Source organism: Pseudomonas mosselii (genome assembly GCF_003205295.1).
GTDB classification, from domain to species: Bacteria; Pseudomonadota; Gammaproteobacteria; order Pseudomonadales; family Pseudomonadaceae; genus Aquipseudomonas; species Aquipseudomonas mosselii_B.
In genome coordinates, this window is the sequence record NZ_QJRP01000033.1 from 16,327 (window position 1) to 37,864 (window position 21,538).

The 21,538-nt window shown below is 64.5% G+C and carries 19 protein-coding genes and 1 tRNA gene; 14 read left to right on the plus strand and 6 right to left on the minus strand.

Going from position 1 to position 21,538, the window contains the following annotated elements:
• Nucleotides 1–101 precede the first annotated feature (101 nt).
• The 7 genes from acpP to DMX06_RS21915 all read left to right on the plus strand — a co-directional run bounded on the left by acpP (nucleotide 102) and on the right by DMX06_RS21915 (nucleotide 6,163).
• Entirely contained in the window at nucleotides 102–338 is a 237-nt protein-coding gene (acpP, locus tag DMX06_RS21885) for an acyl carrier protein (protein ID WP_028690990.1), read from the plus strand.
• 162 nt (nucleotides 339–500) lie between these two features.
• Nucleotides 501–1,745 (plus strand): beta-ketoacyl-ACP synthase II, encoded by a 1,245-nt coding sequence (gene fabF / locus DMX06_RS21890; RefSeq protein ID WP_028690991.1) that lies wholly within the window; start codon nucleotides 501–503, stop codon nucleotides 1,743–1,745.
• Complete coding sequence (gene pabC, locus DMX06_RS21895) at nucleotides 1,745–2,560, plus strand: aminodeoxychorismate lyase (protein ID WP_110739319.1); 816 nt, start codon at nucleotides 1,745–1,747, stop codon at nucleotides 2,558–2,560. Before fabF ends, pabC begins: the two co-directional genes overlap by 1 nt.
• Before the next feature lie 3 nt (nucleotides 2,561–2,563).
• Complete coding sequence (mltG, locus tag DMX06_RS21900; RefSeq protein WP_110739320.1) at nucleotides 2,564–3,739, plus strand: endolytic transglycosylase MltG; 1,176 nt, start codon at nucleotides 2,564–2,566, stop codon at nucleotides 3,737–3,739.
• Nucleotides 3,736–4,368: a dTMP kinase gene (tmk, locus tag DMX06_RS21905; RefSeq protein WP_110739321.1), complete on the plus strand. Its 633-nt coding sequence runs from the start codon at nucleotides 3,736–3,738 to the stop codon at nucleotides 4,366–4,368. Before mltG ends, tmk begins: the two co-directional genes overlap by 4 nt.
• On the plus strand, nucleotides 4,361–5,347 hold the full coding sequence (locus DMX06_RS21910; protein ID WP_110739322.1) for a DNA polymerase III subunit delta': 987 nt from the start codon (nucleotides 4,361–4,363) through the stop codon (nucleotides 5,345–5,347). The genes tmk and DMX06_RS21910 overlap by 8 nt, the downstream gene beginning before the upstream one ends.
• Nucleotides 5,348–5,380: 33 nt before the next feature.
• The gene (locus tag DMX06_RS21915) at nucleotides 5,381–6,163 is read left to right on the plus strand and encodes a TatD family hydrolase (RefSeq protein ID WP_110739323.1); all 783 of its coding nucleotides are present in this window, start codon (nucleotides 5,381–5,383) and stop codon (nucleotides 6,161–6,163) included.
• A gap of 240 nt (nucleotides 6,164–6,403) precedes the next feature.
• Here DMX06_RS21915 and DMX06_RS21920 read toward each other — a convergent pair whose 3' ends face one another.
• Nucleotides 6,404–7,537, minus strand: a complete 1,134-nt coding sequence (locus tag DMX06_RS21920; RefSeq protein WP_110739324.1) for an aminotransferase class V-fold PLP-dependent enzyme — start codon at nucleotides 7,535–7,537, stop codon at nucleotides 6,404–6,406.
• A 74-nt stretch (nucleotides 7,538–7,611) separates the two neighbouring features.
• Between DMX06_RS21920 and DMX06_RS21925 the strand changes: the two genes are divergently transcribed.
• The 5 genes from DMX06_RS21925 (at nucleotide 7,612) to DMX06_RS21945 (ending at nucleotide 12,046) form a co-directional block, all read left to right on the plus strand.
• The gene (locus DMX06_RS21925) at nucleotides 7,612–8,247 is read left to right on the plus strand and encodes a TetR/AcrR family transcriptional regulator (RefSeq protein WP_110638337.1); all 636 of its coding nucleotides are present in this window, start codon (nucleotides 7,612–7,614) and stop codon (nucleotides 8,245–8,247) included.
• 129 nt (nucleotides 8,248–8,376) lie between these two features.
• Nucleotides 8,377–9,345 carry a GTP 3',8-cyclase MoaA gene (locus tag DMX06_RS21930; RefSeq protein ID WP_110739325.1) on the plus strand — a complete coding sequence of 323 codons (969 nt, stop codon included), beginning with the start codon at nucleotides 8,377–8,379 and terminating at the stop codon, nucleotides 9,343–9,345.
• Nucleotides 9,346–9,411: 66 nt separating this feature from the next.
• The gene (locus tag DMX06_RS21935; RefSeq protein ID WP_028691000.1) at nucleotides 9,412–10,017 is read left to right on the plus strand and encodes a DUF4823 domain-containing protein; all 606 of its coding nucleotides are present in this window, start codon (nucleotides 9,412–9,414) and stop codon (nucleotides 10,015–10,017) included.
• An 11-nt stretch (nucleotides 10,018–10,028) separates the two neighbouring features.
• Nucleotides 10,029–10,589 carry a DUF1285 domain-containing protein gene (locus DMX06_RS21940; protein WP_110739326.1) on the plus strand — a complete coding sequence of 187 codons (561 nt, stop codon included), beginning with the start codon at nucleotides 10,029–10,031 and terminating at the stop codon, nucleotides 10,587–10,589.
• Between the two features lie 1,043 nt (nucleotides 10,590–11,632).
• A complete protein-coding gene (locus DMX06_RS21945) occupies nucleotides 11,633–12,046 on the plus strand; it encodes a cupin domain-containing protein (protein ID WP_110739327.1) in 414 nt (137 codons plus the stop codon).
• 12 nt (nucleotides 12,047–12,058) lie between these two features.
• Here the strand turns inward: DMX06_RS21945 and DMX06_RS21950 are convergent, their stop codons facing one another.
• From DMX06_RS21950 to DMX06_RS21960, 3 genes are all read right to left on the minus strand, one after another.
• Complete coding sequence (locus DMX06_RS21950) at nucleotides 12,059–13,303, minus strand: nucleoside deaminase (RefSeq protein WP_110739328.1); 1,245 nt, start codon at nucleotides 13,301–13,303, stop codon at nucleotides 12,059–12,061.
• Nucleotides 13,304–13,430: 127 nt separating this feature from the next.
• Nucleotides 13,431–13,506: transfer RNA gene (locus DMX06_RS21955), tRNA-Asn, on the minus strand.
• Nucleotides 13,507–13,568: 62 nt separating this feature from the next.
• A complete protein-coding gene (locus DMX06_RS21960) occupies nucleotides 13,569–14,765 on the minus strand; it encodes an amino acid aminotransferase (protein ID WP_110739329.1) in 1,197 nt (398 codons plus the stop codon).
• A gap of 287 nt (nucleotides 14,766–15,052) precedes the next feature.
• Here DMX06_RS21960 and uvrB point away from each other — a divergent pair, with 287 nt between their 5' ends.
• Nucleotides 15,053–17,068, plus strand: coding sequence for an excinuclease ABC subunit UvrB (gene uvrB, locus DMX06_RS21965; protein WP_110739330.1), 2,016 nt, complete (start codon nucleotides 15,053–15,055; stop codon nucleotides 17,066–17,068).
• A 201-nt stretch (nucleotides 17,069–17,269) separates the two neighbouring features.
• Here uvrB and DMX06_RS21970 read toward each other — a convergent pair whose 3' ends face one another.
• Both DMX06_RS21970 and DMX06_RS21975 read right to left on the minus strand, forming a co-directional pair.
• Nucleotides 17,270–18,760 carry an MDR family MFS transporter gene (locus DMX06_RS21970; RefSeq protein ID WP_181427877.1) on the minus strand — a complete coding sequence of 497 codons (1,491 nt, stop codon included), beginning with the start codon at nucleotides 18,758–18,760 and terminating at the stop codon, nucleotides 17,270–17,272.
• 49 nt (nucleotides 18,761–18,809) lie between these two features.
• Nucleotides 18,810–19,859 (minus strand): HlyD family secretion protein, encoded by a 1,050-nt coding sequence (locus DMX06_RS21975; protein ID WP_110739332.1) that lies wholly within the window; start codon nucleotides 19,857–19,859, stop codon nucleotides 18,810–18,812.
• 142 nt (nucleotides 19,860–20,001) lie between these two features.
• Here DMX06_RS21975 and gltX point away from each other — a divergent pair, with 142 nt between their 5' ends.
• Entirely contained in the window at nucleotides 20,002–21,483 is a 1,482-nt protein-coding gene (gltX, locus tag DMX06_RS21980) for a glutamate--tRNA ligase (protein WP_110739333.1), read from the plus strand.
• The last annotated feature ends 55 nt before the right edge of the window (nucleotides 21,484–21,538 follow it).

The window sequence follows — 21,538 nt, forward strand, 5'->3', positions numbered from 1 at the left end:
CCTGGTGGAAGGCGCGTTACGCTTGAAAAGCAGGCGTCTTCCTATAAACTTGGTCACCGGCCAGCTGCCTGACATATGTCCATTAGGAGTGAAAACTAGGTATGAGCACCATCGAAGAACGCGTCAAGAAAATCGTCGCCGAGCAACTGGGCGTCAAGGAAGATGAAGTGAAGAACACCTCTTCCTTCGTTGAGGACCTGGGTGCCGATTCGCTTGACACCGTTGAGCTGGTGATGGCTCTGGAAGAGGAATTCGAGACCGAAATCCCTGACGAAGAAGCCGAGAAGATCACTACCGTTCAAGCTGCCATCGACTACGTCAACGCCCACCAGGCCTAAGACGTTTCAGTCGACGCTACTTGTCGGGAAAAACCGCACTGCCGTCGCCGGCGTGCGGTTTTTTCTTTGCAAGCCCTGCAATCAGCGGAGTCTGTTGCCAGGCCATTGGCCGCGCCAGTGCACTGGCAAGAGACTCTGTAATTTGGAAATGAGGAGAGTACTGTGTCGCGTAGACGCGTCGTGGTCACTGGTATGGGTATGCTGTCGCCACTGGGTACCGATGTACCGAGCACCTGGCAGGGCATTCTGGCTGGCCGCAGTGGCATCGGTCCGATCGAGCATACGGATCTGTCTGCCTACTCCACCCGTTTTGGCGGCTCGGTAAAGGGCTTCGAAGTCGAGCAGTACCTGTCGGCCAAGGAGGCCCGCAAGCTCGACCTGTTCATCCAGTACGGCCTGGCGGCCGGCTTCCAGGCGGTGCGCAACGCCGGCCTGGAGATCACCGACGCCAACCGCGAGCGCATCGGCGTGGCCATGGGCTCGGGCATCGGTGGCCTGACCAACATCGAAGAGACCAGCAAGACCCTGCACGAGCAAGGGCCGCGCCGGATCTCGCCGTTCTTCGTGCCGGGTTCGATCATCAACATGATCTCCGGCTTCCTGTCGATCCACCTGGGTCTGCAAGGGCCGAACTACGCGATCGCCACCGCCTGCACCACCGGCACCCATTGCATCGGCATGGCTGCGCGCAACATCGCCTACGGTGAAGCCGACGTGATGATCGCCGGTGGCGCCGAAATGGCTGCTTGCGGCCTGGGCATGGGTGGCTTCGGCGCGTCCCGCGCGCTGTCGACCCGCAACGACGAGCCGGCCCGTGCCAGCCGTCCGTGGGACAAGGGCCGTGACGGCTTCGTGCTGTCCGACGGCGCCGGCGCCCTGGTGCTCGAAGAACTGGAGCACGCCAAGGCCCGTGGCGCCACCATATACGCCGAGCTGGTCGGTTTCGGCATGAGCGGTGACGCCTACCACATGACCTCGCCGCCCGATTCCGGCGAAGGTGCCGCCCGCTGCATGGCCAACGCCTTGCGCGATGCCGGCATCCAGCCTGAGGACGTCAGCTACATCAACGCCCACGGCACCTCGACGCCGGCCGGCGATGTGGCCGAAGTGGCCGCGATCAAGCGCGTGTTCGGCGAGCATGCCTACAAGCTGGCGGTCAGCTCGACCAAGTCGATGACCGGCCACCTGCTCGGCGCCGCCGGCGCGGTGGAGGCGATCTTCAGCGTTCTGGCGATCAACAGCCAGATGGCGCCGCCGACCATCAACCTGGACGAGCCCGACGAAGGCTGCGACCTGGACTTCGTGCCGCACCAGGCGCGCAGCATGCCGATCGACGTGGTGCTGTCCAACTCGTTCGGCTTCGGTGGCACCAACGGCTCGCTGGTATTCCGTCGGTTCGCCGACTGATGCACAGCTGGATAGATGGCCAGGACGCGGCTGCGGTCAATCTGCAGAATCGTGGCCTGGCCTACGGCGATGGCCTGTTCGAGACCATCGCCGTGCGCGGCGGCAGGCCCAGCCTGCTGGCCCTGCACCTCGACCGTCTGGCGCTGGGTTGCCAGCGCCTGGCGATCGAGGCCGACCTGACGCTGGTTCGCAATGAACTGTTGCAATTCGCCCAGTTGCTGGGCGAGGGCGTCGCCAAGCTGATCCTGACCCGCGGCGATAGCCAGCGTGGCTATGCCCCGGCGGCTGGCGCCCAGGCGCGGCGCATCCTCCAGGGCAGCCCCTTGCCGGCCTATCCCGCCGAGCATGCCGAACAGGGCGTGCGTCTGTACGCTTGCCAGACGCGGCTGGCGGAACAACCGCTGCTGGCCGGGCTCAAACACCTCAACCGCCTCGAGCAGGTGCTGGCCCGTGCCGAATGGCAGGATCCGGCGTTTGCCGAAGGCTTGATGCGTGATGGCCAAGGACGAGTGATCGAAGGGGTGTACAGCAACCTGTTCCTGGTGCGTGACGGCGTGCTGCTGACCGCCGAGCTGAGCCGTTGCGGCGTGGCCGGGGTGATGCGCGCGGCGCTGCTGGAGCAGGCGGCGTTGCTGGGCATTGCCACCCAGGTGCGGGACTTGCCGCTGGAGGCGCTGGAGCAGGCCGACGAAGTGTTCGTCTGCAACAGTGTCTACGGCATTTGGCCCGTGCGTGAATTCGCCGCGTTGAACTGGCCGGCCGGGCCGCTCACCCGTAAACTGCAGGCCGTTGCCCGTACGTTACTGGATACCTGATTCGTGAGACGCAAATTCCTGCTGCTGCTGGAAATGAGCTTGATCCTCGCCGGCCTGGCACTGGGCTGGGCCGCCTGGAAGGTCAACTCGGTCCTGGAGCAGCCCCTGCAAGTGGCGCAGGAGCGCATGCTCGACGTGCCCAACGGCACGACGCCCAACCGTATGTTCTATCGCATGCAGAGCGAAGGCCTGCTCGACGATCCGCTGTGGCTGCGCCTTTACTGGCGCTTCAACATGACGGGTACGCCGTTGCATACCGGCGAGTACCGCGTGACCCCGGGCATGACCGTGGGGCAGCTGTTCGACGCCTGGAAGCGCGGTGATGTGGTGCAGTACAACATCACCCTGGTCGAGGGCTGGACCTTCCGCCAGGTGCGTGCCGCGGTGGCCAAGCATGAAAAGCTCAAGCACACCGTCGAGGGGTTGTCCGATGCCGAGGTGATGGACAAGCTCGGCCACACCGGCGTGTTCCCCGAAGGCCGCTTCTTCCCCGACACCTATCGCTTCGTGCGCGGCATGAGCGATGTCGAACTGCTGCAGCAGGCCTACATGCGCCTGGACGAAGTATTGGCCAAGGAGTGGGCCGAGCGCAGCAGCGACCTGCCGTATCGCGACCCGTACCAGGCGCTGATCATGGCCTCGCTGGTGGAGAAGGAAACCGGCATTCCCCAGGAGCGCGGGCAGATCGCCGGCGTGTTCGTGCGGCGCATGCGCTTGGGCATGATGCTGCAGACCGATCCGACCGTGATCTACGGCATGGGCGAGCGCTACAACGGCAAGATCACCCGCGCCGACCTGCGCGAGCCGACCCCCTACAACACCTACACCATGACCGGTCTTCCGCCGACGCCGATCGCCATGGTCGGGCGCGAGGCAATCCATGCCGCGCTCAATCCGAGCGATGGCTCAAGCCTGTACTTCGTCGCCCGCGGCGATGGCAGCCATGTGTTCTCCGACGACCTGGACGATCACAACAGCGCGGTGCGCGAGTTCCAGCTCAAGCGTCGGGCGGATTACCGCTCCAGCCCCGCGCCGCAGGCCGAGCCGGCGACGCCCGAGCCGCAGGCGGCTCCGGAGGCGGCCCCTGCGCCCGCGCCGGAAAGCGACGCGCCGGCCCCCACCGATGAATCCGCGCCGGCTGACACGTCGGTGCCAGAAGACACTAAGGAACACTCGTGAGCGGTTTGTTTATCACCCTGGAAGGCCCTGAAGGCGCCGGCAAGAGCACCAATCGCGATTACCTGGCGGCACGCCTGCGCGAGCAGGGCGTCGATGTGGTCATGACCCGTGAGCCCGGCGGTACGCCGCTGGCCGAGCGCATCCGCGAACTGCTGCTGGCGCCGAGCGAGGAGCGCATGGCGGTCGACACCGAGCTACTGCTGATGTTCGCCGCCCGTGCCCAGCACCTGGCCGAAGTCATCCGCCCGGCGCTGGCCCGTGGCGCCGTGGTGCTGTGCGATCGCTTCACAGACGCCACCTACGCCTACCAGGGCGGCGGCCGCGGCCTGCCGGTGGAGCGTATCGCCATCCTCGAGGCCTTCGTCCAGGGCGAGCTGCGTCCTGACCTGACTTTGGTATTCGACCTGCCGGTGGAGGTGGGCCTGGCCCGCGCCGCGGCCCGTGGCCGGCTGGATCGCTTCGAGCAGGAAGGCCAGGCCTTCTTCGAGGCGGTGCGCCAGGCCTACCTGCAGCGTGCCGGCCAGCAGCCGCAGCGCTACCGGCTGCTGGACGCCGCACAGCCGCTGAACGCAGTGCAGCAGGCCATCAACGCCCTGGTGCCGGGCATCCTGGAGCGTTGCCGTGGCTGATGCCTACCCCTGGCAGCAGGCGCTCTGGCAGCAACTGGCCGGGCGCGCCCAGCATGCCCATGCCTACTTGCTGCACGGCCCCCAGGGCATCGGCAAGCGTGCCCTGGCCGAGCGCCTGATGGCGCGGCTGCTGTGCCAGCAGCCGCAGGGGCTGGACGCCTGCGGCCAGTGCAAGTCGTGCCTGTTGCTCAAGGCCGGCAGCCACCCGGACAACTTCGTGCTGGAGCCGGAGGAGGCCGACAAACCGATCAAGATCGACCAGGTGCGTGATCTGGTGTCGTTCGTGGTGCAGACCGCCCAGCAGGGCGGGCGCAAGGTGGTGTTGATCGAGCCAGTGGAGGCGATGAACATCAATGCCTCCAACGCCCTGCTAAAGAGCCTGGAGGAGCCTTCCGGCGATACCGTGCTTTTGCTGGTCAGCCACCAGCCCAGCCGCCTGTTGCCGACCATCAAAAGCCGCTGCCAGCAGGTCGTCTGCCCGCAGCCGAGCCTGGAGCAGAGCCGCGCCTGGCTGGCCGGCGCCCTTGTCGACAGCGCCGAGGAAGAGCGCGAAGAGCTGCTGACCCTGGCCGCCGGTTCGCCGCTGATGGCCGTGAGCCTGCAGGCCCAGGGCGTGCGCGAGCAGCGGGCGCTGGTGACCGAGGGGGTGAAGAAGCTGCTCAAGCAGCAACAGTCCCCCAGCCAGCTGGCCGAGGCCTGGAGCAACGTGCCCTTGCTGCTGCTGTTCGACTGGTTCTGCGACTGGTCGCACCTGATCCTGCGCTACCAGTTGACCCAGGATGAGGAAGGATTAGGCTTGTCCGACATGCGCAAGGTGCTGCAGTACCTGGCGCAGAAGAGCCGCCAGGGCAAGGTGCTGGAGGTCCAGGCGTGGATCCTCGAGCAGCGCCAGAAGGTGCTGGGCAAGGCCAACCTCAACCGTGTACTGCTGCTCGAAGCCTTGCTCGCCCACTGGGTGCAACTGCCGGGCATGCGCTGATTTCCACCGTTCATTCATGTGTGTCGTGTTCCCATGCTCGTAGATTCCCATTGCCACCTCGACCGTCTCGACCTGAGCGCCCACCAGGGCTCCCTCGACGCCGCCCTGCAGGCGGCCCGTGAGCGGGGGGTAGGGCACTTCCTGTGCATCGGCGTGAGCGCCGAGAACGCCGGCGCGGTCAAGGCGCTGAGCGAGCGCTACGCCGACGTGGATTGCTCGGTGGGCGTGCACCCGCTCGACCTGGCGCCGGGCGAGACGCCGGCCCTGGAGTGGCTGTTACGCGAACTGGCTCACCCGCACGTGGTGGCCATCGGCGAGACCGGGCTGGACTACCACTACGAGCCGGAGGCCGCCGAGTTGCAGCAGGCCTCGTTCCGCCTGCACCTGGAGGCCTCGCGCCAGACCGGCAAGCCGGTCATCGTGCACACCCGGGCGGCCCGTGAGGACACCCTGGCGCTGCTGCGCGAGGCCAGCCTGCCTCAGGCCGGGGTGCTGCACTGCTTCACCGAGGACTGGCCGATGGCCAAGGCCGCGCTGGACCTGGGCTATTACATCTCGCTGTCCGGCATCGTCACCTTCCGCAATGCCGACGCCCTGCGCGAGGTGGCCCGGCAGGTACCGGTGGATCGCCTGCTGGTGGAGACCGACTCGCCGTACCTGGCACCGATCCCGCATCGCGGCAAGCCGAACCTGCCGCAGTACGTGCGGGAAGTGGCCGAGTATGTGGCGTCGTTGCGTGGGGTGAGCTACGAGCAGCTGGCCGCGCAGACGACCAGCAACTTCAAGCGACTGTTCCCGCTGGCAAGGGTGGCCTGAGGTCGCTGTGCGCTTGCTCCCGAACCGGGCAAAAAAAACCCGGGTTCTGGGGGGGGAATCCGGGTTAAGACCATTAGGAGTAAAACAAAGGCACACGGTCCCTGGGCACCTTTATCGGCACGACACTTGGGGGGATGCGCCGCGCCAACACTTCAAGTATTGGCCAGGATTGGCGCCCCGCCAGCAGTGATTGATCGTTTTTTAAACAGATTTGGAATACGTCCGCAGTCCCTTGCGCGTTCAACGCATGGCAATCTGTCGGACCTGTCGCAGTACTTCTTCGATCAGGCGGCGGTCGGTATAGAAATGTGGGGAAAACCGTACCCCGGGGCCGCGTACGGCGCACATCACCCCGTTTTTGCTCAGGGCCCGATAAATGTCGGTGTTGGCATGACCATCCAGGCTGAAACTGACGATGCCGGCCCGCCGTGAAGGATCATCCGGGCTATGCAACTGCGCCCCGGGGATGGTCGTCAGCCCTTGATGCAACTGCTCGACCCGCTGCCCCAGCTGTTCGGCGACCACCGTCATGCCAACCTCCTCCAGCAGCGACAGGCTGGCCTCCAGCGCGCAGGCGCCGAGCATGTTCGGGCTGCCACACTCGAAGCGCCGCGCGCTGCGCGCCGGTTGCCACTGGCGGCGCTCGAAGTCGCCGAGATGATCCAGCATGTGCCAGCCATAGGCATGCAGCTTCAACTGTCGGCGCAGCTCGCTGCGGCAATAGAACACCCCCAGCCCCTCGGGGCCGAGCATCCACTTGTGGCCGTCGGCCATGGCGAAGTCGCATTGGTAGCGCTGCACATCGAAGGGCAGGGCGCCGATCTGCTGGATCGCGTCGACGCAGAACAGCACGCCGCGCGGGCGGCAGGCGGCGCCCAGGCGTGCCAGGTCCAGGCGCAGGCCGCTGGCGAACTGCACGGCGCTGACCGCCAGCAACCGCGTCCGCGGGCCGCAGACGGCGATCAGCGCCGCTTCCGGGTCGGCGCCGGCCAGGCTTGCCTCGACAACCTCGACCCCACGGTCGGCCAGGGCCTGCCAGACCACGCGGTTGGAGGGGAACTCCTCATTGCTGATGACGACCTGGTCACCCTGCCGCCAGTCCAGGCCGAAGGCCACCAGCGACAGCGCCTGGGAGGTGTTGCCCACCAGGGCGATGTCGCCGGTGCTGGGCGCATTCAGCAGGTGTGCCAGGCGCTCGCGCAGGCGCCGCTCGGTGGCTAGCCAGGCCGGATACTCGCGGGCGCCCAGGCGCACGTTTTCGCGGGCGAAGCGCGCCACGGCCTCGGCGGCCCGGCGCGGCCAGGGGGCGATCGCCGCGTGATTCAGGTAGCACAGGCCCGGCGCCTGCTCGAACTCATCAAGAAACACAGACATGGTTGGAAGATCCGTGCAATTTGCCGCCAGTTAGGCATAATAATCCGCTTCGATTGTCATCCCAGTCCTTCTTTATGCAGAAAGAACCTCGCAAGGTCCGTGAGTTTCGCCGTCGCGAACAAGAGATCCTCGACACGGCGCTCAAGCTGTTTCTCGAACAGGGTGAAGACAGCGTCACCGTCGAGATGATCGCCGACGCCGTGGGCATCGGCAAAGGCACGATCTACAAGCACTTCAAGTCCAAGGCGGAGATCTACCTGCGCCTGATGCTCGACTACGAGCGCGACCTGAACGCGCTATTGCATTCGGCTGACGTCGACCGCGACAAGGAAGCCCTGTCGCGTGCCTACTTCGAGTTCCGTATGCGCGACCCGCAGCGCTACCGGCTGTTCGACCGCCTGGAAGAGAAGGTGGTCAAGGGCAACCAGGTGCCGGAAATGGTCGAGCAGTTGCACAGCATCCGCGCCTCCAACTTCGATCGCCTCACCCAGCTGATCAAGGGGCGCATCAGCGAGGGCAAGCTCGAGGACGTGCCGCCGTACTTCCACTACTGTGCGGCCTGGGCGCTGGTCCATGGCGCGGTGGCGCTGTACCACTCCCCGTTCTGGAGCAATGTGCTCGAGGATCAGGAAGGTTTCTTCCAGTTCCTCATGGACATCGGCGTGCGCATGGGCAACAAGCGCAAGCGCGACCCGGAAGCCGCGAACTAAAGCCGTTCAAGCAGCGCCCGCCGCACATCCGGTGGGCGCTTTCCCTCCAGGCTTCGACGGGAAGGCTTGCAAAAACCTGATTTTTGAGTCAGGTTTTGCCCGCCAGAATCTTCCATGCCGGAGTCATCCATGATCGTCGATCGTCAAGGCAGGCGCTTTCGCAACCTGCGCGTCAGCCTGACTGCTGCCTGCAACTATGCCTGCACCTACTGCGTGCCCGATGGCAAGCGCCTGGTCGCGGCGCAGGACGAGCTCACGGCGGATGCCCTGGCCCGAGGCGTGGCTTATCTGGTGGAGGCGGCCGGGGTCGAACGGCTGCGCATCACCGGCGGCGAGCCGCTGGTCAGCCCGCGACTGGAAGCCTTTCTCGGCGCGGTGGCGGGCCTGGGGCTGGAAGATATCAGCCTGACCACCAACGGCCAGTTGCTCATCCGCAAGCTGCCGCTGCTGCGTGATGCCGGCATTCGCCGGCTCAACGTTTCGCTCGACACCCTCGACGCCACAGCCTTTCGCCGGATCGCCCGGGGTGGCGACCTGGCCAGCGTCTTGGCGGGCATGGAGCAGGCCAGCGCCGCGGGCATGGCGATCAAGGTCAACATGGTGCCCATGCGCGGGCAGAACCTCGACCAGGTACTGCCTTTGCTCGACTACTGCCTCGAACGCGGCTATGAGCTGCGCTTCATCGAGCTGATGCGCATGGGCCACCTGGCACGCGACGGTAATGCCTTCCTGCAGCAGTTCGTCGGCCTTGAGCAATTGCTGGCCTTGATCGGTCAGTCACACAGCTATGAGCAGGCGCCGCGCCCGCTGGATGCCACGGCCCTGCGCTACCGCATTCCCGGCAAGGGCCATTTCGGCGTGATCGCCAACGAGAGCGTGCCGTTCTGCCGCACCTGTTCGCGCCTGCGCCTGTCGTCCACCGGCTGGCTGCATGGCTGCCTGTCGTCGAGTAACCGTCACTTTGTCGGCGACCTGCTCGACAAGCCCCGCCATCAGGCACTTCCGGCGCTGCAGCGGCTGCTGGTGAAGGCCCTGGCGGACAAGCAGGATGTGGCGTTTTCCGGCGATGTGATGGTGATGAAGGTGATCGGCGGCTGACTCTGGCGCAAAAGCTGCATCCTGCGGCTATTCGCCGGTTTTTCGTCACCGGTTTCTGGAGGAAAGATGCGTAGCCTGGTCTTGCTGCTGGCGCTGATGGCGTTGGGCGGCTGCATGAATGTCAGCGATATGGGCGAGGGCGTCCGTTACCACATGAGTGATGCGGGCCTGCTGGACCACAGCGACACCACCCGTACCCTGTCGATCCGTCTGCAGCCGGACTCGTTCATCTTCATCGGCCAGGGCGCGTTCGTGCCGCCGGGCAAGGGGCCGGTGCCACGGCAGAATGCGGTGGCCGAGGAGGCCTTCAAGAGCTTCGTCGAGTACTTCCCGCTGGTGCGCCGTGCCCAGGGCCCGCTGGGTCTGGAAGATGCGATCGCCGAGGCCCGCGCGGTGGGTGCCGATTATGTGCTGTACACCCGTTTCGCCCGCACCGACGACCGCATCGGCAACGGTGACGAATGGTATGACGAGCAGGCCGTCGATCGCCTGGGCTGGGACCGTGGCGTGGTGCAGATGATGCTGATCGAGACCAGCACCCGCTACCTGATCGACACCGCGCGCATCAAGAGCCGCGGCGGTTTGTTGACGTTCCACGACAACACGCCGCAGGATTTGCTTGCCGCGCCGATGCGCGAGTACGCTCGTAGTCTTCTGGGCATGAGCAACTGAGCGAGCGCGTCATGAGCGATTCCGGCAAGGCCAACGATCTGCTGGCGCAGATCCCCGCGCACAAGGGGCTGCCCCCGGTGCACCTGTGGAACCCGGATTTCTGCGGTGACATCGACATGCGGATCGCCCGGGACGGGACCTGGTACTACCTGGGGACGCCGATCGGGCGCAAGCCGATGGTGCGGTTGTTCTCCACCATCATTCGGCGTGACGGGGACGACTACTTCCTGGTCACGCCGGTGGAGAAGGTCGGGATCCGGGTCGATGACGCGCCGTTTGTTGCCGTGCTGCTGGATGTCGAGGGCAGTGGGGAGCAGCAGGTACTGCGGTTTACCAGCAATGTTGACGATCAGGTCGAGGCTGGGCCTGATCATCCGCTGCGGGTCGAGCTTGATCCGGTTACCCAGGAGCCTTCTCCGTATGTGCTGATGCGCAGCAACCTCGAAGCGTTGATTCATCGTAATGTGTTCTATCAGTTGGTGGAGCTGGCGGTGGCACGGGAGATTGATGGGGAAGTTTGGCTTGGGGTTTGGAGTCGGGGTGAGTTTTATCCGATTGGACGTAATGTCTAATACTTGCTTCTGAATTTCCATATCATTACAACTACAATAGCCCAGCCATCAACTCATATTTCTTGATCTTGATCTTGATCTTGATCTTGCTTCTAAGTGCGCGATGGTTCAGGCGACGCCAGTTGCGACTTCAGGAGGCCGAGCGGAGTTCTTGCGTAGGGAGGTGACGGGCATGGATGCCCGTCAAGCGCTGCGCCCCAGGATGGGGCGTTCAGCGCGGTCCTCCCGGGAGCAAGAACGGAGCGAGGGGACCCCGGAGCGAAGCGTAGGGGCCGGATGAATGGAGCCAGCGGTTTTTGCCTTCTTTTGCCCGCGTGCAAAAGAAGGTCGCCGTAAAGGCGAAAAGGTGACTATGCGTCGACATCGCAAATGAATGCGCATATAGCTTTAAAAACACACGCTCTGTAAGTCAAAGTCAAAGTCAAAGTCAAAGTCAAAGTCAAAGTCAAAGTCAAAGTCAAAGTCAAAGTCAAAGTCAAAGTCAAAGTCAAAGTCAAAGTCAAAGTCAAAGTCAAAGTCAAAGTCAAATGCGATCTGTGTGGGTTTCTACAGGTGTAAGCGCATTCATTTACGATATCGACGCATAGTCACCTTTTCGCCATTACGGCGAGTCACTTTTTGTCAAACGCGACAAAAAGTAACCAAAAAACGCTGCGCTCCATTCATCCGGCCCTCCGCTGCGCTCCGGGTCCCCTCACTCCGGCCTTGCTCCCGGGAGGACCGCGCTGCAGGGCCCATCCTGAGCCCCAGCGCTTGACGGGCATCCATGCCCGTCACCTCCCTCCGCAAGACCTGCGTTCGGCCTCCTGAAGTCGCGAAGGTACGGGCGGCGCCTGGGCTGACGCAGCTGTCGCTAGTTGGGTATGGCGCTAGACTTTTGATCGGCAACGGCAACGGCAACGGCAACGGCAACGGCAACGGCAACGGCAACGGCAAAAACGATAAACCGGGAATCGGCCTCCCGTTTTTTCCGCGAATTGGCCATTTGTCCCTCACAACCCTGGGCTTAACCTGCTGGTAGATTACCCCTCAGGAGAAACCCCATGCGATCCATCCGTCTGCCCATTGCCCTACTGACATTAGGCCTGCTCGCCCCGTTGTCACCCACCTGGGCCCACGGCGAGAAGCCCGACCAGGTCAAGATTCTCCAAGAGCAGCTCCCCACCAACGCCCCCGGCAAGAAAGCCGTGATGCTCACGGTCAGCTATGGCCCCGGCCAGGCGTCGCCCGCCCATCAGCATCCGGGAGCGGTCATGGCCTATGTGCTGGAAGGGGCGGTGACCTCCAAGCTCAACGACGAACCGGAGAAAACCTACAAGGCCGGCGAGTTCTGGTACGAGGCGCCGGGCACCGTGCACAGCGTGTCGCGCAATGCCAGCAAGACCCAACCGGCCAAACTGCTGGTCTGGAGCCTGGTGGACGAGGGGCGGCCAGTGACCGAGCCCCTGTCCCAATAAGTGAACGAGGGGTTACAGCGCGCCCTTTGCAGCCTGGATCAGGGCGTCGTCCAGCACCTGGCTGGGGGCGACCTGAACGCTCTGGGTGTAGAAGGGCGGCAGCTTCTGCGCCAGCTGCGCCACGGCCTGCGGCGTCACACCTGGGTGCAGCAGCACATATTGCAGGTTGGACGGGAACGACTGCGGCACAGGCCCCTCCATGGTCGAGCCATACGCACCGAAGGTCATCACTGCTTCACTGGTGCGCGGATCAGGGATGTACAGGAAGACGAACGTGCCGTACTTGGGATGGGTGAGGTACTGCTGCGCCTCGGCGCGGACCTGCGGGTCGTTGCTGTTCATCAACTGCCAGCGCATCAGGGCATAACGGCGTGTGGTTTCCATGAACGCCGTGCGGATGGGCGACTGCTTTTCCTGGCCGCCAAGGCAGGCCAGCAGGTTGCCGAACGGATCCAGCAAGGCCACGGCATTCATCGTGTCGGCATGGCGAGCGGTTTCCGTCAGGGGCTTGGCCAAGGCCGCGCCCGGCATGCGCGGGTTGTCGAACTTGACCGTCAATGCCCATGGGCTGAGTTCGGTCAATGCCTTGCGCACCGCGCTGTTGGCCGGCAGCGATGCCGGGTTCTTCAGCTTGTCAGGCGCCAGGCCACTGTTGTTGCTCGCATCGCGTACCGTGTTGACGCTGGCGTCGAAGATCGAGCCGGTCAGGCTGAATACCCGCGCGTCGATGGTTTGATTCGCGAAGACGGGGCCTGTCGAGCCCTGGTACTGCCGATCGATAGGCTTGTCTACCGCGTAGTAGCCCCAGGTTTGCTGGGCTTTCTGGCGCACTTCCGGCGGCAGAGTCGGGAAGTCGAACTGACTGTTGTAGTTGACCCCGGCATAGGTGTCGATGGCGCTGACCGCTACATTGAAACCGGCGGTCAGCAGCGAGCCTGCGCACATCGCGCAGGGATCCAGGGTAGTGACCACGGTGAGCGCGCCGGGCGGCGGCAGGTTCAGGGCCTGGCGATTGTCGTAGTACCACTGCACCAGCTGGCGTTCGCCGTGGGCTGTCGGATCATGAGGCAGGAACGGGGGTTGTGCGGTGCTGTCGGGGTAGGGCATCAGCACATTGTTGTGCATGGCCTTCAACACCTTGCCGGTGGCATTCTCGACGATGCAGCCGCCTACCGCGAACGTCTTCTGCTGCGCGGCGAGGATGGATTGATCGGCAACCACTTCCACGGCTTGCTGGGCATTGCGAACGGTGTCCATGTTGACTCCCTGTCGTTGCTGCGCGGGGTGCGCAGGCAGACGATAGTCCAGGGCAGTCGGAAAACAAGCGGCGGATCCTGAAAAGAAAAAACCTCCAGTGCTTGCGCATCTGGAGGTTTTCAGTGTTTGGCTCCGCGACCTGGACTCGAACCAGGGACCCAATGATTAACAGTCATTTGCTCTACCGACTGAGCTATCGCGGAATCTGCGCGTATCTTACCCATTGCTTGAGGGAAGTCAAGCTTCCCCCAAGACAATCAAGCAGTTACAGCACTTCGACGATGGCCTTGGTAACCACGTGGATGTTGCTCTGGTTCAACGCGGCGACCGCGATGCGGCCGGTGTCCAGGGCGTAGATGCCGAACTCGTTCTTCAGGCGCGCCACTTGCTCCACGGTCAGGCCCGAGTAGGAGAACATGCCGCACTGGCGACCGACGAAGCTGAAGTCGCGCTTGGCGCCATACTCGGCCAGCAGCTCGACCATCTGCTTGCGCATGCCGTGGATGCGCTCGCGCATCTCGGCCAGCTCGGTTTCCCACATCTGGCGCAGCTCGGGGCTGTTGAGCACGGCGGCGACGATGCTGGCGCCGTGGGTCGGCGGGTTGGAGTAGGTGGTGCGGATTACGCGCTTGACCTGCGACAGCACGCGGGTGCTCTCGTCCTTCGAGGCGGTGACGATCGACAGCGCGCCGACGCGCTCGCCGTACAGCGAGAACGACTTGGAGAACGAGCTGGAAACGAAGAACTCAAGACCCGATTCGGCGAACAGGCGCACGGCGAAGGCGTCTTCGTCGATGCCGGCGCCGAAACCCTGGTAGGCCATGTCCAGGAACGGGATGTGGCCCTTGGCCTTGACCACTTCCAGAACGTTCTTCCAGTCGTCCAGCGACAGGTCGACGCCAGTTGGGTTGTGGCAGCAGGCGTGCAGGACGATGACCGAGCCGCTCGGCAGTGCGTTCAGGTCCTCGAGCATGCCGGCGCGGTTGACGTCTTGGCTGGCGGCGTCGTAGTAACGGTAGGTCTGTACCGGGAAGCCGGCGCTCTCGAACAGCGCGCGGTGGTTTTCCCAGCTCGGGTCGCTGATGGCGACCACGGCGCCCGGCTGCAGGCGCTTGAGGAAGTCGGCGCCGATCTTAAGCGCACCGGTGCCGCCCACGGCCTGCACGGTGACCACGCGCCCGGCCGCCAGCAGTGGCGATTCGGCGCCGAAGATCAGCTTCTGCACGGCCTGGTCGTACTGGGCGATGCCGTCGATCGGCAGGTAGCCGCGCGAAGCGTGCTGGGCGGCACGGGCGGTCTCGGCTTCGATCACCGCGCGCAGCAGCGGGATGCGGCCTTCCTCATTGCAGTAGACGCCCACGCCCAGGTTCACCTTGTCGGTGCGTGGGTCGGCGTTGAATGCTTCGTTGAGGCCCAGGATAGGGTCGCGGGGTGCCAGCTCGACAGCGGAAAACAGGCTCATTGTTACCTTGGCTCTGATAGGAGAGTGATAGGGGGGCACGCTCCAGCCGAAGGCACTGAAGCGGTGCACAAACGGGGAGTCAGTATAGTGATACCGACCGGTCACTGCGACAGTCTGGCGCAGCTTTTCCGGCTGTTTGCGCAAATATTTTTCGACCATTGGTCGAATTGCCCGGTCCATAGACATGAACGTTCACAGGTCGGGCTTGAATCCCGCGCCTGGGGCGCGCATTTGGGTATAGACTACTGGCTAAATTTACAGTTGCCGCGACATTCACGAGGTCCGTCATGTCCGAGTTCCAGCTCGTCACCCGATTCCAGCCGGCCGGCGACCAGCCCGAGGCCATCCGCCAGATGGTCGAGGGCATCGACGCAGGGCTGTCGCACCAGACCCTGCTCGGGGTGACCGGCTCGGGCAAGACCTTCAGCATCGCCAACGTCATCCAGCAGGTGCAGCGCCCGACCATGGTGCTGGCCCCGAACAAGACCCTGGCGGCGCAGCTGTACGGCGAGTTCAAGGCGTTCTTCCCGAACAACGCGGTGGAGTACTTCGTCTCCTACTACGACTACTACCAGCCCGAAGCCTACGTGCCGTCGTCGGACACCTTCATCGAGAAGGACGCGTCGATCAACGATCACATCGAGCAGATGCGCCTGTCGGCGACCAAGGCGCTGCTGGAGCGGCGCGACGCGATCATCGTCACCACCGTGTCGTGCATTTACGGCCTGGGCAGCCCCGAGACGTACCTGAAGATGGTCCTGCACGTCGATCGCGGCGACAAGCTCGACCAGCGCGCCCTGCTGCGGCGCCTGGCCGACCTGCAGTACACCCGCAACGAGATGGACTTCGCCCGTGCCACCTTCCGCGTGCGCGGCGATGTGATCGACATCTTCCCGGCCGAATCGGACCTGGAAGCGATCCGCATCGAGCTGTTCGACGACGAGGTGGAGAACATCGCCGCCTTCGACCCGCTGACCGGCGAGGTGATCCGCAAGCTGCCGCGCTTCACCCTCTACCCCAAGAGCCACTACGTGACCCCTCGAGAGACGCTGCTGGAAGCGGTGGAGGGCATCAAGGAGGAGCTCAAGGAGCGCCTTGAATTTCTGCACCGGAACAACAAGCTGGTGGAGGCCCAGCGGCTTGAGCAACGCACCCGTTTCGACCTGGAAATGATTCTCGAACTGGGCTACTGCAACGGCATCGAGAACTACTCGCGCTACCTCTCCGGGCGCCCGGCCGGTGCGCCGCCGCCCACGCTCTACGACTACCTGCCGGATGACGCGCTGCTGGTGATCGACGAGTCCCACGTCAGCGTTCCCCAGGTCGGGGCCATGTACAAGGGTGACCGCTCACGCAAGGAGACGCTGGTGGAGTACGGTTTCCGCATGCCGTCGGCCCTGGACAACCGGCCGATGCGCTTTGACGAGTGGGAGGCGGTCAGCCCGCAGACCATCTTCGTTTCCGCAACGCCCGGCCCTTATGAAGCCGAACACGCCGGCCGCGTGGTGGAACAGGTGGTGCGCCCCACCGGCCTGGTCGACCCGCAGGTCGAGGTGCGCCCGGCGCTCACCCAGGTGGACGACCTGCTGTCGGAGATCGGCAAGCGCGTGGCCCTGGGCGAGCGGGTGCTGGCCACCACGCTGACCAAGCGCATGGCCGAGGACCTCACCGATTACCTGGCCGATCACGATGTGCGGGTGCGCTACCTGCACTCGGACATTGACACCGTCGAGCGGGTCGAGATCATCCGCGACCTGCGCTTGGGCACCTTCGACGTACTGGTGGGGATCAACCTGCTGCGCGAGGGCCTGGACATGCCCGAAGTGTCGCTGGTGGCGATCCTCGACGCCGACAAGGAAGGTTTCCTGCGCTCCGAGCGCTCGCTGATCCAGACCATCGGCCGCGCAGCGCGCAACCTCAACGGCAAGGCGATCCTCTACGCCGACAACATCACCGGCTCCATGCAGCGCGCCATCGACGAGACCGAGCGGCGGCGGGCCAAGCAGGTGGCGTTCAACGAAGCCAATGGCATCGTGCCCAAGGGTGTGGTCAAGGACATCACCGACATCATGGAAGGTGCCACGGTACCGGGAGCACGTAGCAAGAAGCGCAAGGGCATGGCCAAGGCGGCGGAGGAGGCCGAGCGCTACGAGGCCGAGCTGCAGACCCCGGCGCAGATCACCAAGCGCATCAAGCAGCTGGAAGAAAAAATGTTCCAGTTCGCCCGCGACCTGGAATTCGAGGCCGCCGCGCAGTTGCGCGACGAGATCGGCAAGCTGCGCGAGCGGCTGTTGGCCAGCTAAACCCCTGCACAACCCCTGTAGGAGATCGTCCAGCCCGTCGGGCTGCGCTGTCGCGCAGGGAACTGTCCCCCTGTGGGAGCGGCCTTGCGTCGCGAAAGGGCTGCGCAGCAGCCCCGGCAATTTCGATGGTGGCTCAGAACCTGGGGCCGCTGCGCGCCCCTTTCGCGACACAAGGCCGCTCCTACAGTGATATGAGCCTCCTCAGTGCGCCTCACCCGCCTTCAACCCCTGCGGCAACGTGCGCGTCAGCAACACCGCCAACATGCTCACCGCCAGCCCGATCCCGACAAAATGGAAGGCATCGTTGTAGGCCATGATCAAGGCCTGCTGGTGGGTAATCTCGGACAGCTTGCCCAGTGCCGCGCTATCACTGCCCAGCCGTTCGGCCAGCTGCGCCATCCGCTCCGCCACCTGGGGGTTACTCGGTACCAGTGCCTCGCGCAGGTAGTCGAAATACTCCTTGGTCCGCGCATCCAGCAGCGTCGCCAGCAAGGCGATGCCGATGGCGCCGCCCAGGTTGCGCAGGATGTTGAACAGGCTCGACGCCGAACCCGCGTCCTGGGGCTGGATATAGGCCGTGGCGATCAGCGAGATGGTCACCATGATCATCGGCTGGCCAAGGGCGCGGATCACCTGGATCTGGTTGAACTGCGGGCCGGCGAAGTCCGGGTTGAGCACCCCGGAGCCGAAGCTGGCCGCGCCGAACAGGCAAAAGCCCAGGGCACACAGCACCTTGGGCGGGATCACCTTCATCAATTGCGGCACTAGCGGGATCAGGAACAGCTGCGGCACGCCCATCCACATGATCACCTCGCCGATCTGCAGGGCGTTGTAGCCCTGGATCTGAGCCAGGTACAGCGGCAGCAGGTAGATCGACCCGTAAAGGCCGACGCCCATGCCCAGGCTGGCAATGCTCGACAGGCCGAAGTTGCGGTTGCCGAGGATGCGCAGGTTGATCAGCGGGTTCGGGCGGGAGAACTGCAGGATCACGAACAGGATCAGGCTGAGCAGGGCGACGCTGCCCAGGCTGACAATCAGGCTCGATTCCAGCCAGTCCTTGCGATGCCCCTCCTCGAGAAACACCTGCAGGCAGCCCAGGCCCAGGCCGAGGGTGACGATGCCGGCGTAGTCGGTGCTCTTGAGCAGCTCCCAGTGCGCCTCCTTTTTCTCCAGCCCGTAGAGCAGGCCGGCAATCATCACCAGCCCCGGCGGGATGTTGATGTAGAAGATGTATTCCCAGCCCCAGTTCTCGGTCAGCCAGCCGCCCAGGGTCGGGCCGATGGAGGGGGCGAAGGTGGCGGTCATGGCGAACATGGCCATGCCCTTGGCGCGGTGGTGTTCGGGCAGCTTGATCAGCGTCAGGGTGAAGGCCAGCGGGATCAGCGCGCCGCCGGTGAAGCCCTGCAGGGCGCGGAACACGATCATGCTCTCGAGGTTCCAGGCCATCGAGCACAGCAGCGACGACACCAGAAAACCCAGCGACACCCACACCGCCAGGCGCCGGGCGGAGAGCAGCTGCACCAGCCAGGCGGTCAGCGGGATCATGATGATCTCGGCCACCAGGTAGGAGGTGGAGATCCACGAGCCTTCTTCCAGGGTTGCCGACAGCGCGCCCTGTATGTCCTTGAGTGACGAGTTGGTGATCTGGATGTCCAGCACCGCCATGAAGGCGCCGAGCATCACGCTCATCACCGCGATCCAGTCGCGCCGGGTCGGCTCCGCGGTGGGGCGCAGCAGCGCGTCACCGGCCATCCGCATCCCCATCGCGCAGGTCGACCGTGGCTGTGACCGACATGCCCGGGCGGATGCGCCCATGCAGCGGGTTGTCGGCGGCGAAGGTCAGCTTGACCGGAATGCGCTGCACCACCTTGGTGAAGTTGCCGGTGGCGTTGTCCGGCGGCAGCAGGCTGAACTGCGCGCCGGAGGCGGCGAACAGGCTGTTCACGCGGCCTTCGATCGGGGTGTCGGGGTAGCTGTCGAACAGCAATTCGGCGCGCTGGCCGGGGTGCATCCGGCCGATCTGGGTTTCCTTGAAGTTGGCCTGCACCCAGATGTCCTCGTCGGGGACGATCGACAGCAGGTAGGCGCCGGCCTGCACCACCTGGCCGTTGCGGGCGCTGCGCTGGCCGATGGTGCCGCTGATCGGCGCGTGGATCGCGCAGCGGGTCAGGTTCAGCTCGGCCTGGGCCAGGTCGGCGCGGGCGTTGGCGATCTGCGCGTCGAGGCGCTTGAGTTCGGCGTTCAGGGCGTCGACCTGCTGGCGCTGCCCCTTGAGGTCGGCCTGGGCCTTGTCTACTTGAGAGCGAGCGACATGGCTTTCCGCCGACAGGGTGGTGACCCGCTCTTCGGAGACGAAGCCGGGCTTGCGCAGGGCCTGGGCGCGGTTGAGGTCCAGCTGCGAGCGGTCGAGGGTGGCCTGGTTGGCGGCGACCTGGGCCTGGCCGGCAGCGATCAGGCTGCCTTGCTGGGTCAGGCGGCTGCGCGCCTGGGCCAGTTCCGCCTCGCGGGTGGCCAGGGCGGCGCGGGCGCGCTCGACGGCCAGTTCGAAGTCGGCGGCTTCCAGGCGCACCAGCAGGTCGCCCTTGCTCACATGCTGGTTGTCCTCGACCCGCACCTCGTCGATGCGCGCGCCCAGTTGGCTGGAGATGCGGGTGATCTCGCCTTGCACGTAGGCGTTGTCGGTGCTCTCGTAGAAGCGCCCCTTGAAGTACCAGTGGGCCAGGAAGGCAAGGCCTACCAGCAGCACCAGGGTGATGAAGACCAGCAGGCGACGTTTGAGTGGAGTGGGCATGGGAGGCTGTCGTTGCAAAAATGTAAGCAAATATAACAGTGGCCGGCGGCACCCTCACAAGTGACGATCACGCCATTGCTGGAGCCCGGTGCCCGCTCCCTGCTAACATCCCGCCTTTGTTTCTCTTTGTTCGAGACTCTCCATGACCACCGTTCGCACGCGTATCGCGCCATCGCCCACTGGCGACCCCCATGTCGGCACCGCCTACATCGCCCTGTTCAACTACTGCTTCGCCAAGCAGCACGGCGGTGAGTTCATCCTGCGGATCGAAGACACCGACCAGTTGCGCTCGACCCGCGAGTCGGAGCAGCAGATCTTCGACGCCCTGCGCTGGCTCGGCATCGAATGGAACGAAGGCCCGGATGTCGGCGGCCCGCACGGCCCGTACCGGCAGAGCGAGCGTGGCGAGATCTATGCCAAGTACGCCAAGCAGCTGGTTGACGCCGGCCACGCCTTCTACTGCTTCTGCACCGCAGAAGAGCTGGAGCAGATGCGTGCCGAGCAGATGGCCCGCGGCGAAACCCCGCGCTACGACGGTCGTGCCCTGCTGCTGAGCGACGAGCAAGTGCAGCGCCGCCTGGCCGCTGGCGAGCCGCACGTGATCCGCATGAAGGTGCCGAACGAAGGCGTCTGCGTGGTGCCGGACATGCTCCGTGGCGACGTCGAGATCCCGTGGGACCGCATGGACATGCAGGTGCTGATGAAGAACGACGGCCTGCCGACGTACTTCCTGGCCAACGTGGTCGACGACCACCTGATGGGCATCACCCACGTGCTGCGCGGCGAAGAGTGGCTGCCGTCGGCGCCCAAGCTGATCAAACTGTACGAATACTTCGGCTGGGAACAGCCCAAGCTGTGCTACATGCCGCTTTTGCGCAACCCCGACAAGAGCAAGCTGTCCAAGCGCAAGAACCCGACCTCGGTGACCTTCTACGAGCGCATGGGCTTCATGCCCGAAGCGATGCTCAACTACCTGGGCCGCATGGGCTGGTCGATGCCGGACGAGCGCGAGAAGTTCTCGCTGGCCGAGATGGTCGAGCACTTCGACCTGTCGCGCATCTCCCTGGGCGGGCCGATCTTCGACATCGAGAAGCTGTCGTGGCTGAACGGCCAGTGGCTGCGCGAGCTGCCGGTGGAAGAGTTCGCCGCGCGCGTGCAGAAGTGGGCGTTCAACAGCGACTACATGATGAAGATCGCCCCGCACGTGCAGGGCCGGGTCGAGACTTTCAGCCAGGTCGCCCCGCTGGGTGGCTTCTTCTTCGAAGGCGCGCTCAAGCTCGACGCCAAGCTGTTCGAGAGCAAGAAGCTGTCGGCCGACCAGGTGCGCCAGGTGATGCAGCTGATCCTGTGGAAGCTGGAAAGCCTGCGCCAGTGGGAAAAGGACCGCATCACCGGCTGCATCCAGGCCGTGGTCGAGTCGCTGGAGTTCAAGCTGCGCGATGCCATGCCACTGATGTTCGCCGCGATCACCGGCCAGGCCAGCTCGGTGTCGGTGCTCGACGCCATGGAAATCCTCGGCCCCGACCTGACCCGCTACCGCCTGCGCCAGGCCATCGACCTGCTCGGTGGCGTGTCGAAGAAGGAAAACAAGGAGTGGGAGAAGCTGCTGGCGAATATCGCCTGATGGCGGCTATCGCTGCCCCCTGTAGGAGCGGCCTTGTGCCGCGAAAGGGCCGCAA

Coding starts and splice junctions, on each gene's coding strand:
- DMX06_RS21940 (WP_110739326.1), top strand. CDS start 10,029: ATGAGCGATTCCGGCAAGGCCAACGATCTGCTGGCGCAGATCCCCGCG.
- DMX06_RS21915 (WP_110739323.1), top strand. CDS start 5,381: ATGCTCGTAGATTCCCATTGCCACCTCGACCGTCTCGACCTGAGCGCC.
- DMX06_RS21935 (WP_028691000.1), top strand. CDS start 9,412: ATGCGTAGCCTGGTCTTGCTGCTGGCGCTGATGGCGTTGGGCGGCTGC.
- pabC (WP_110739319.1), top strand. CDS start 1,745: ATGCACAGCTGGATAGATGGCCAGGACGCGGCTGCGGTCAATCTGCAG.
- DMX06_RS21950 (WP_110739328.1), bottom strand. CDS start 13,303: ATGGACACCGTTCGCAATGCCCAGCAAGCCGTGGAAGTGGTTGCCGAT.
- uvrB (WP_110739330.1), top strand. CDS start 15,053: ATGTCCGAGTTCCAGCTCGTCACCCGATTCCAGCCGGCCGGCGACCAG.
- acpP (WP_028690990.1), top strand. CDS start 102: ATGAGCACCATCGAAGAACGCGTCAAGAAAATCGTCGCCGAGCAACTG.
- DMX06_RS21945 (WP_110739327.1), top strand. CDS start 11,633: ATGCGATCCATCCGTCTGCCCATTGCCCTACTGACATTAGGCCTGCTC.
- DMX06_RS21960 (WP_110739329.1), bottom strand. CDS start 14,765: ATGAGCCTGTTTTCCGCTGTCGAGCTGGCACCCCGCGACCCTATCCTG.
- DMX06_RS21925 (WP_110638337.1), top strand. CDS start 7,612: ATGCAGAAAGAACCTCGCAAGGTCCGTGAGTTTCGCCGTCGCGAACAA.
- DMX06_RS21975 (WP_110739332.1), bottom strand. CDS start 19,859: ATGCCCACTCCACTCAAACGTCGCCTGCTGGTCTTCATCACCCTGGTG.
- DMX06_RS21920 (WP_110739324.1), bottom strand. CDS start 7,537: ATGTCTGTGTTTCTTGATGAGTTCGAGCAGGCGCCGGGCCTGTGCTAC.
- DMX06_RS21930 (WP_110739325.1), top strand. CDS start 8,377: ATGATCGTCGATCGTCAAGGCAGGCGCTTTCGCAACCTGCGCGTCAGC.
- gltX (WP_110739333.1), top strand. CDS start 20,002: ATGACCACCGTTCGCACGCGTATCGCGCCATCGCCCACTGGCGACCCC.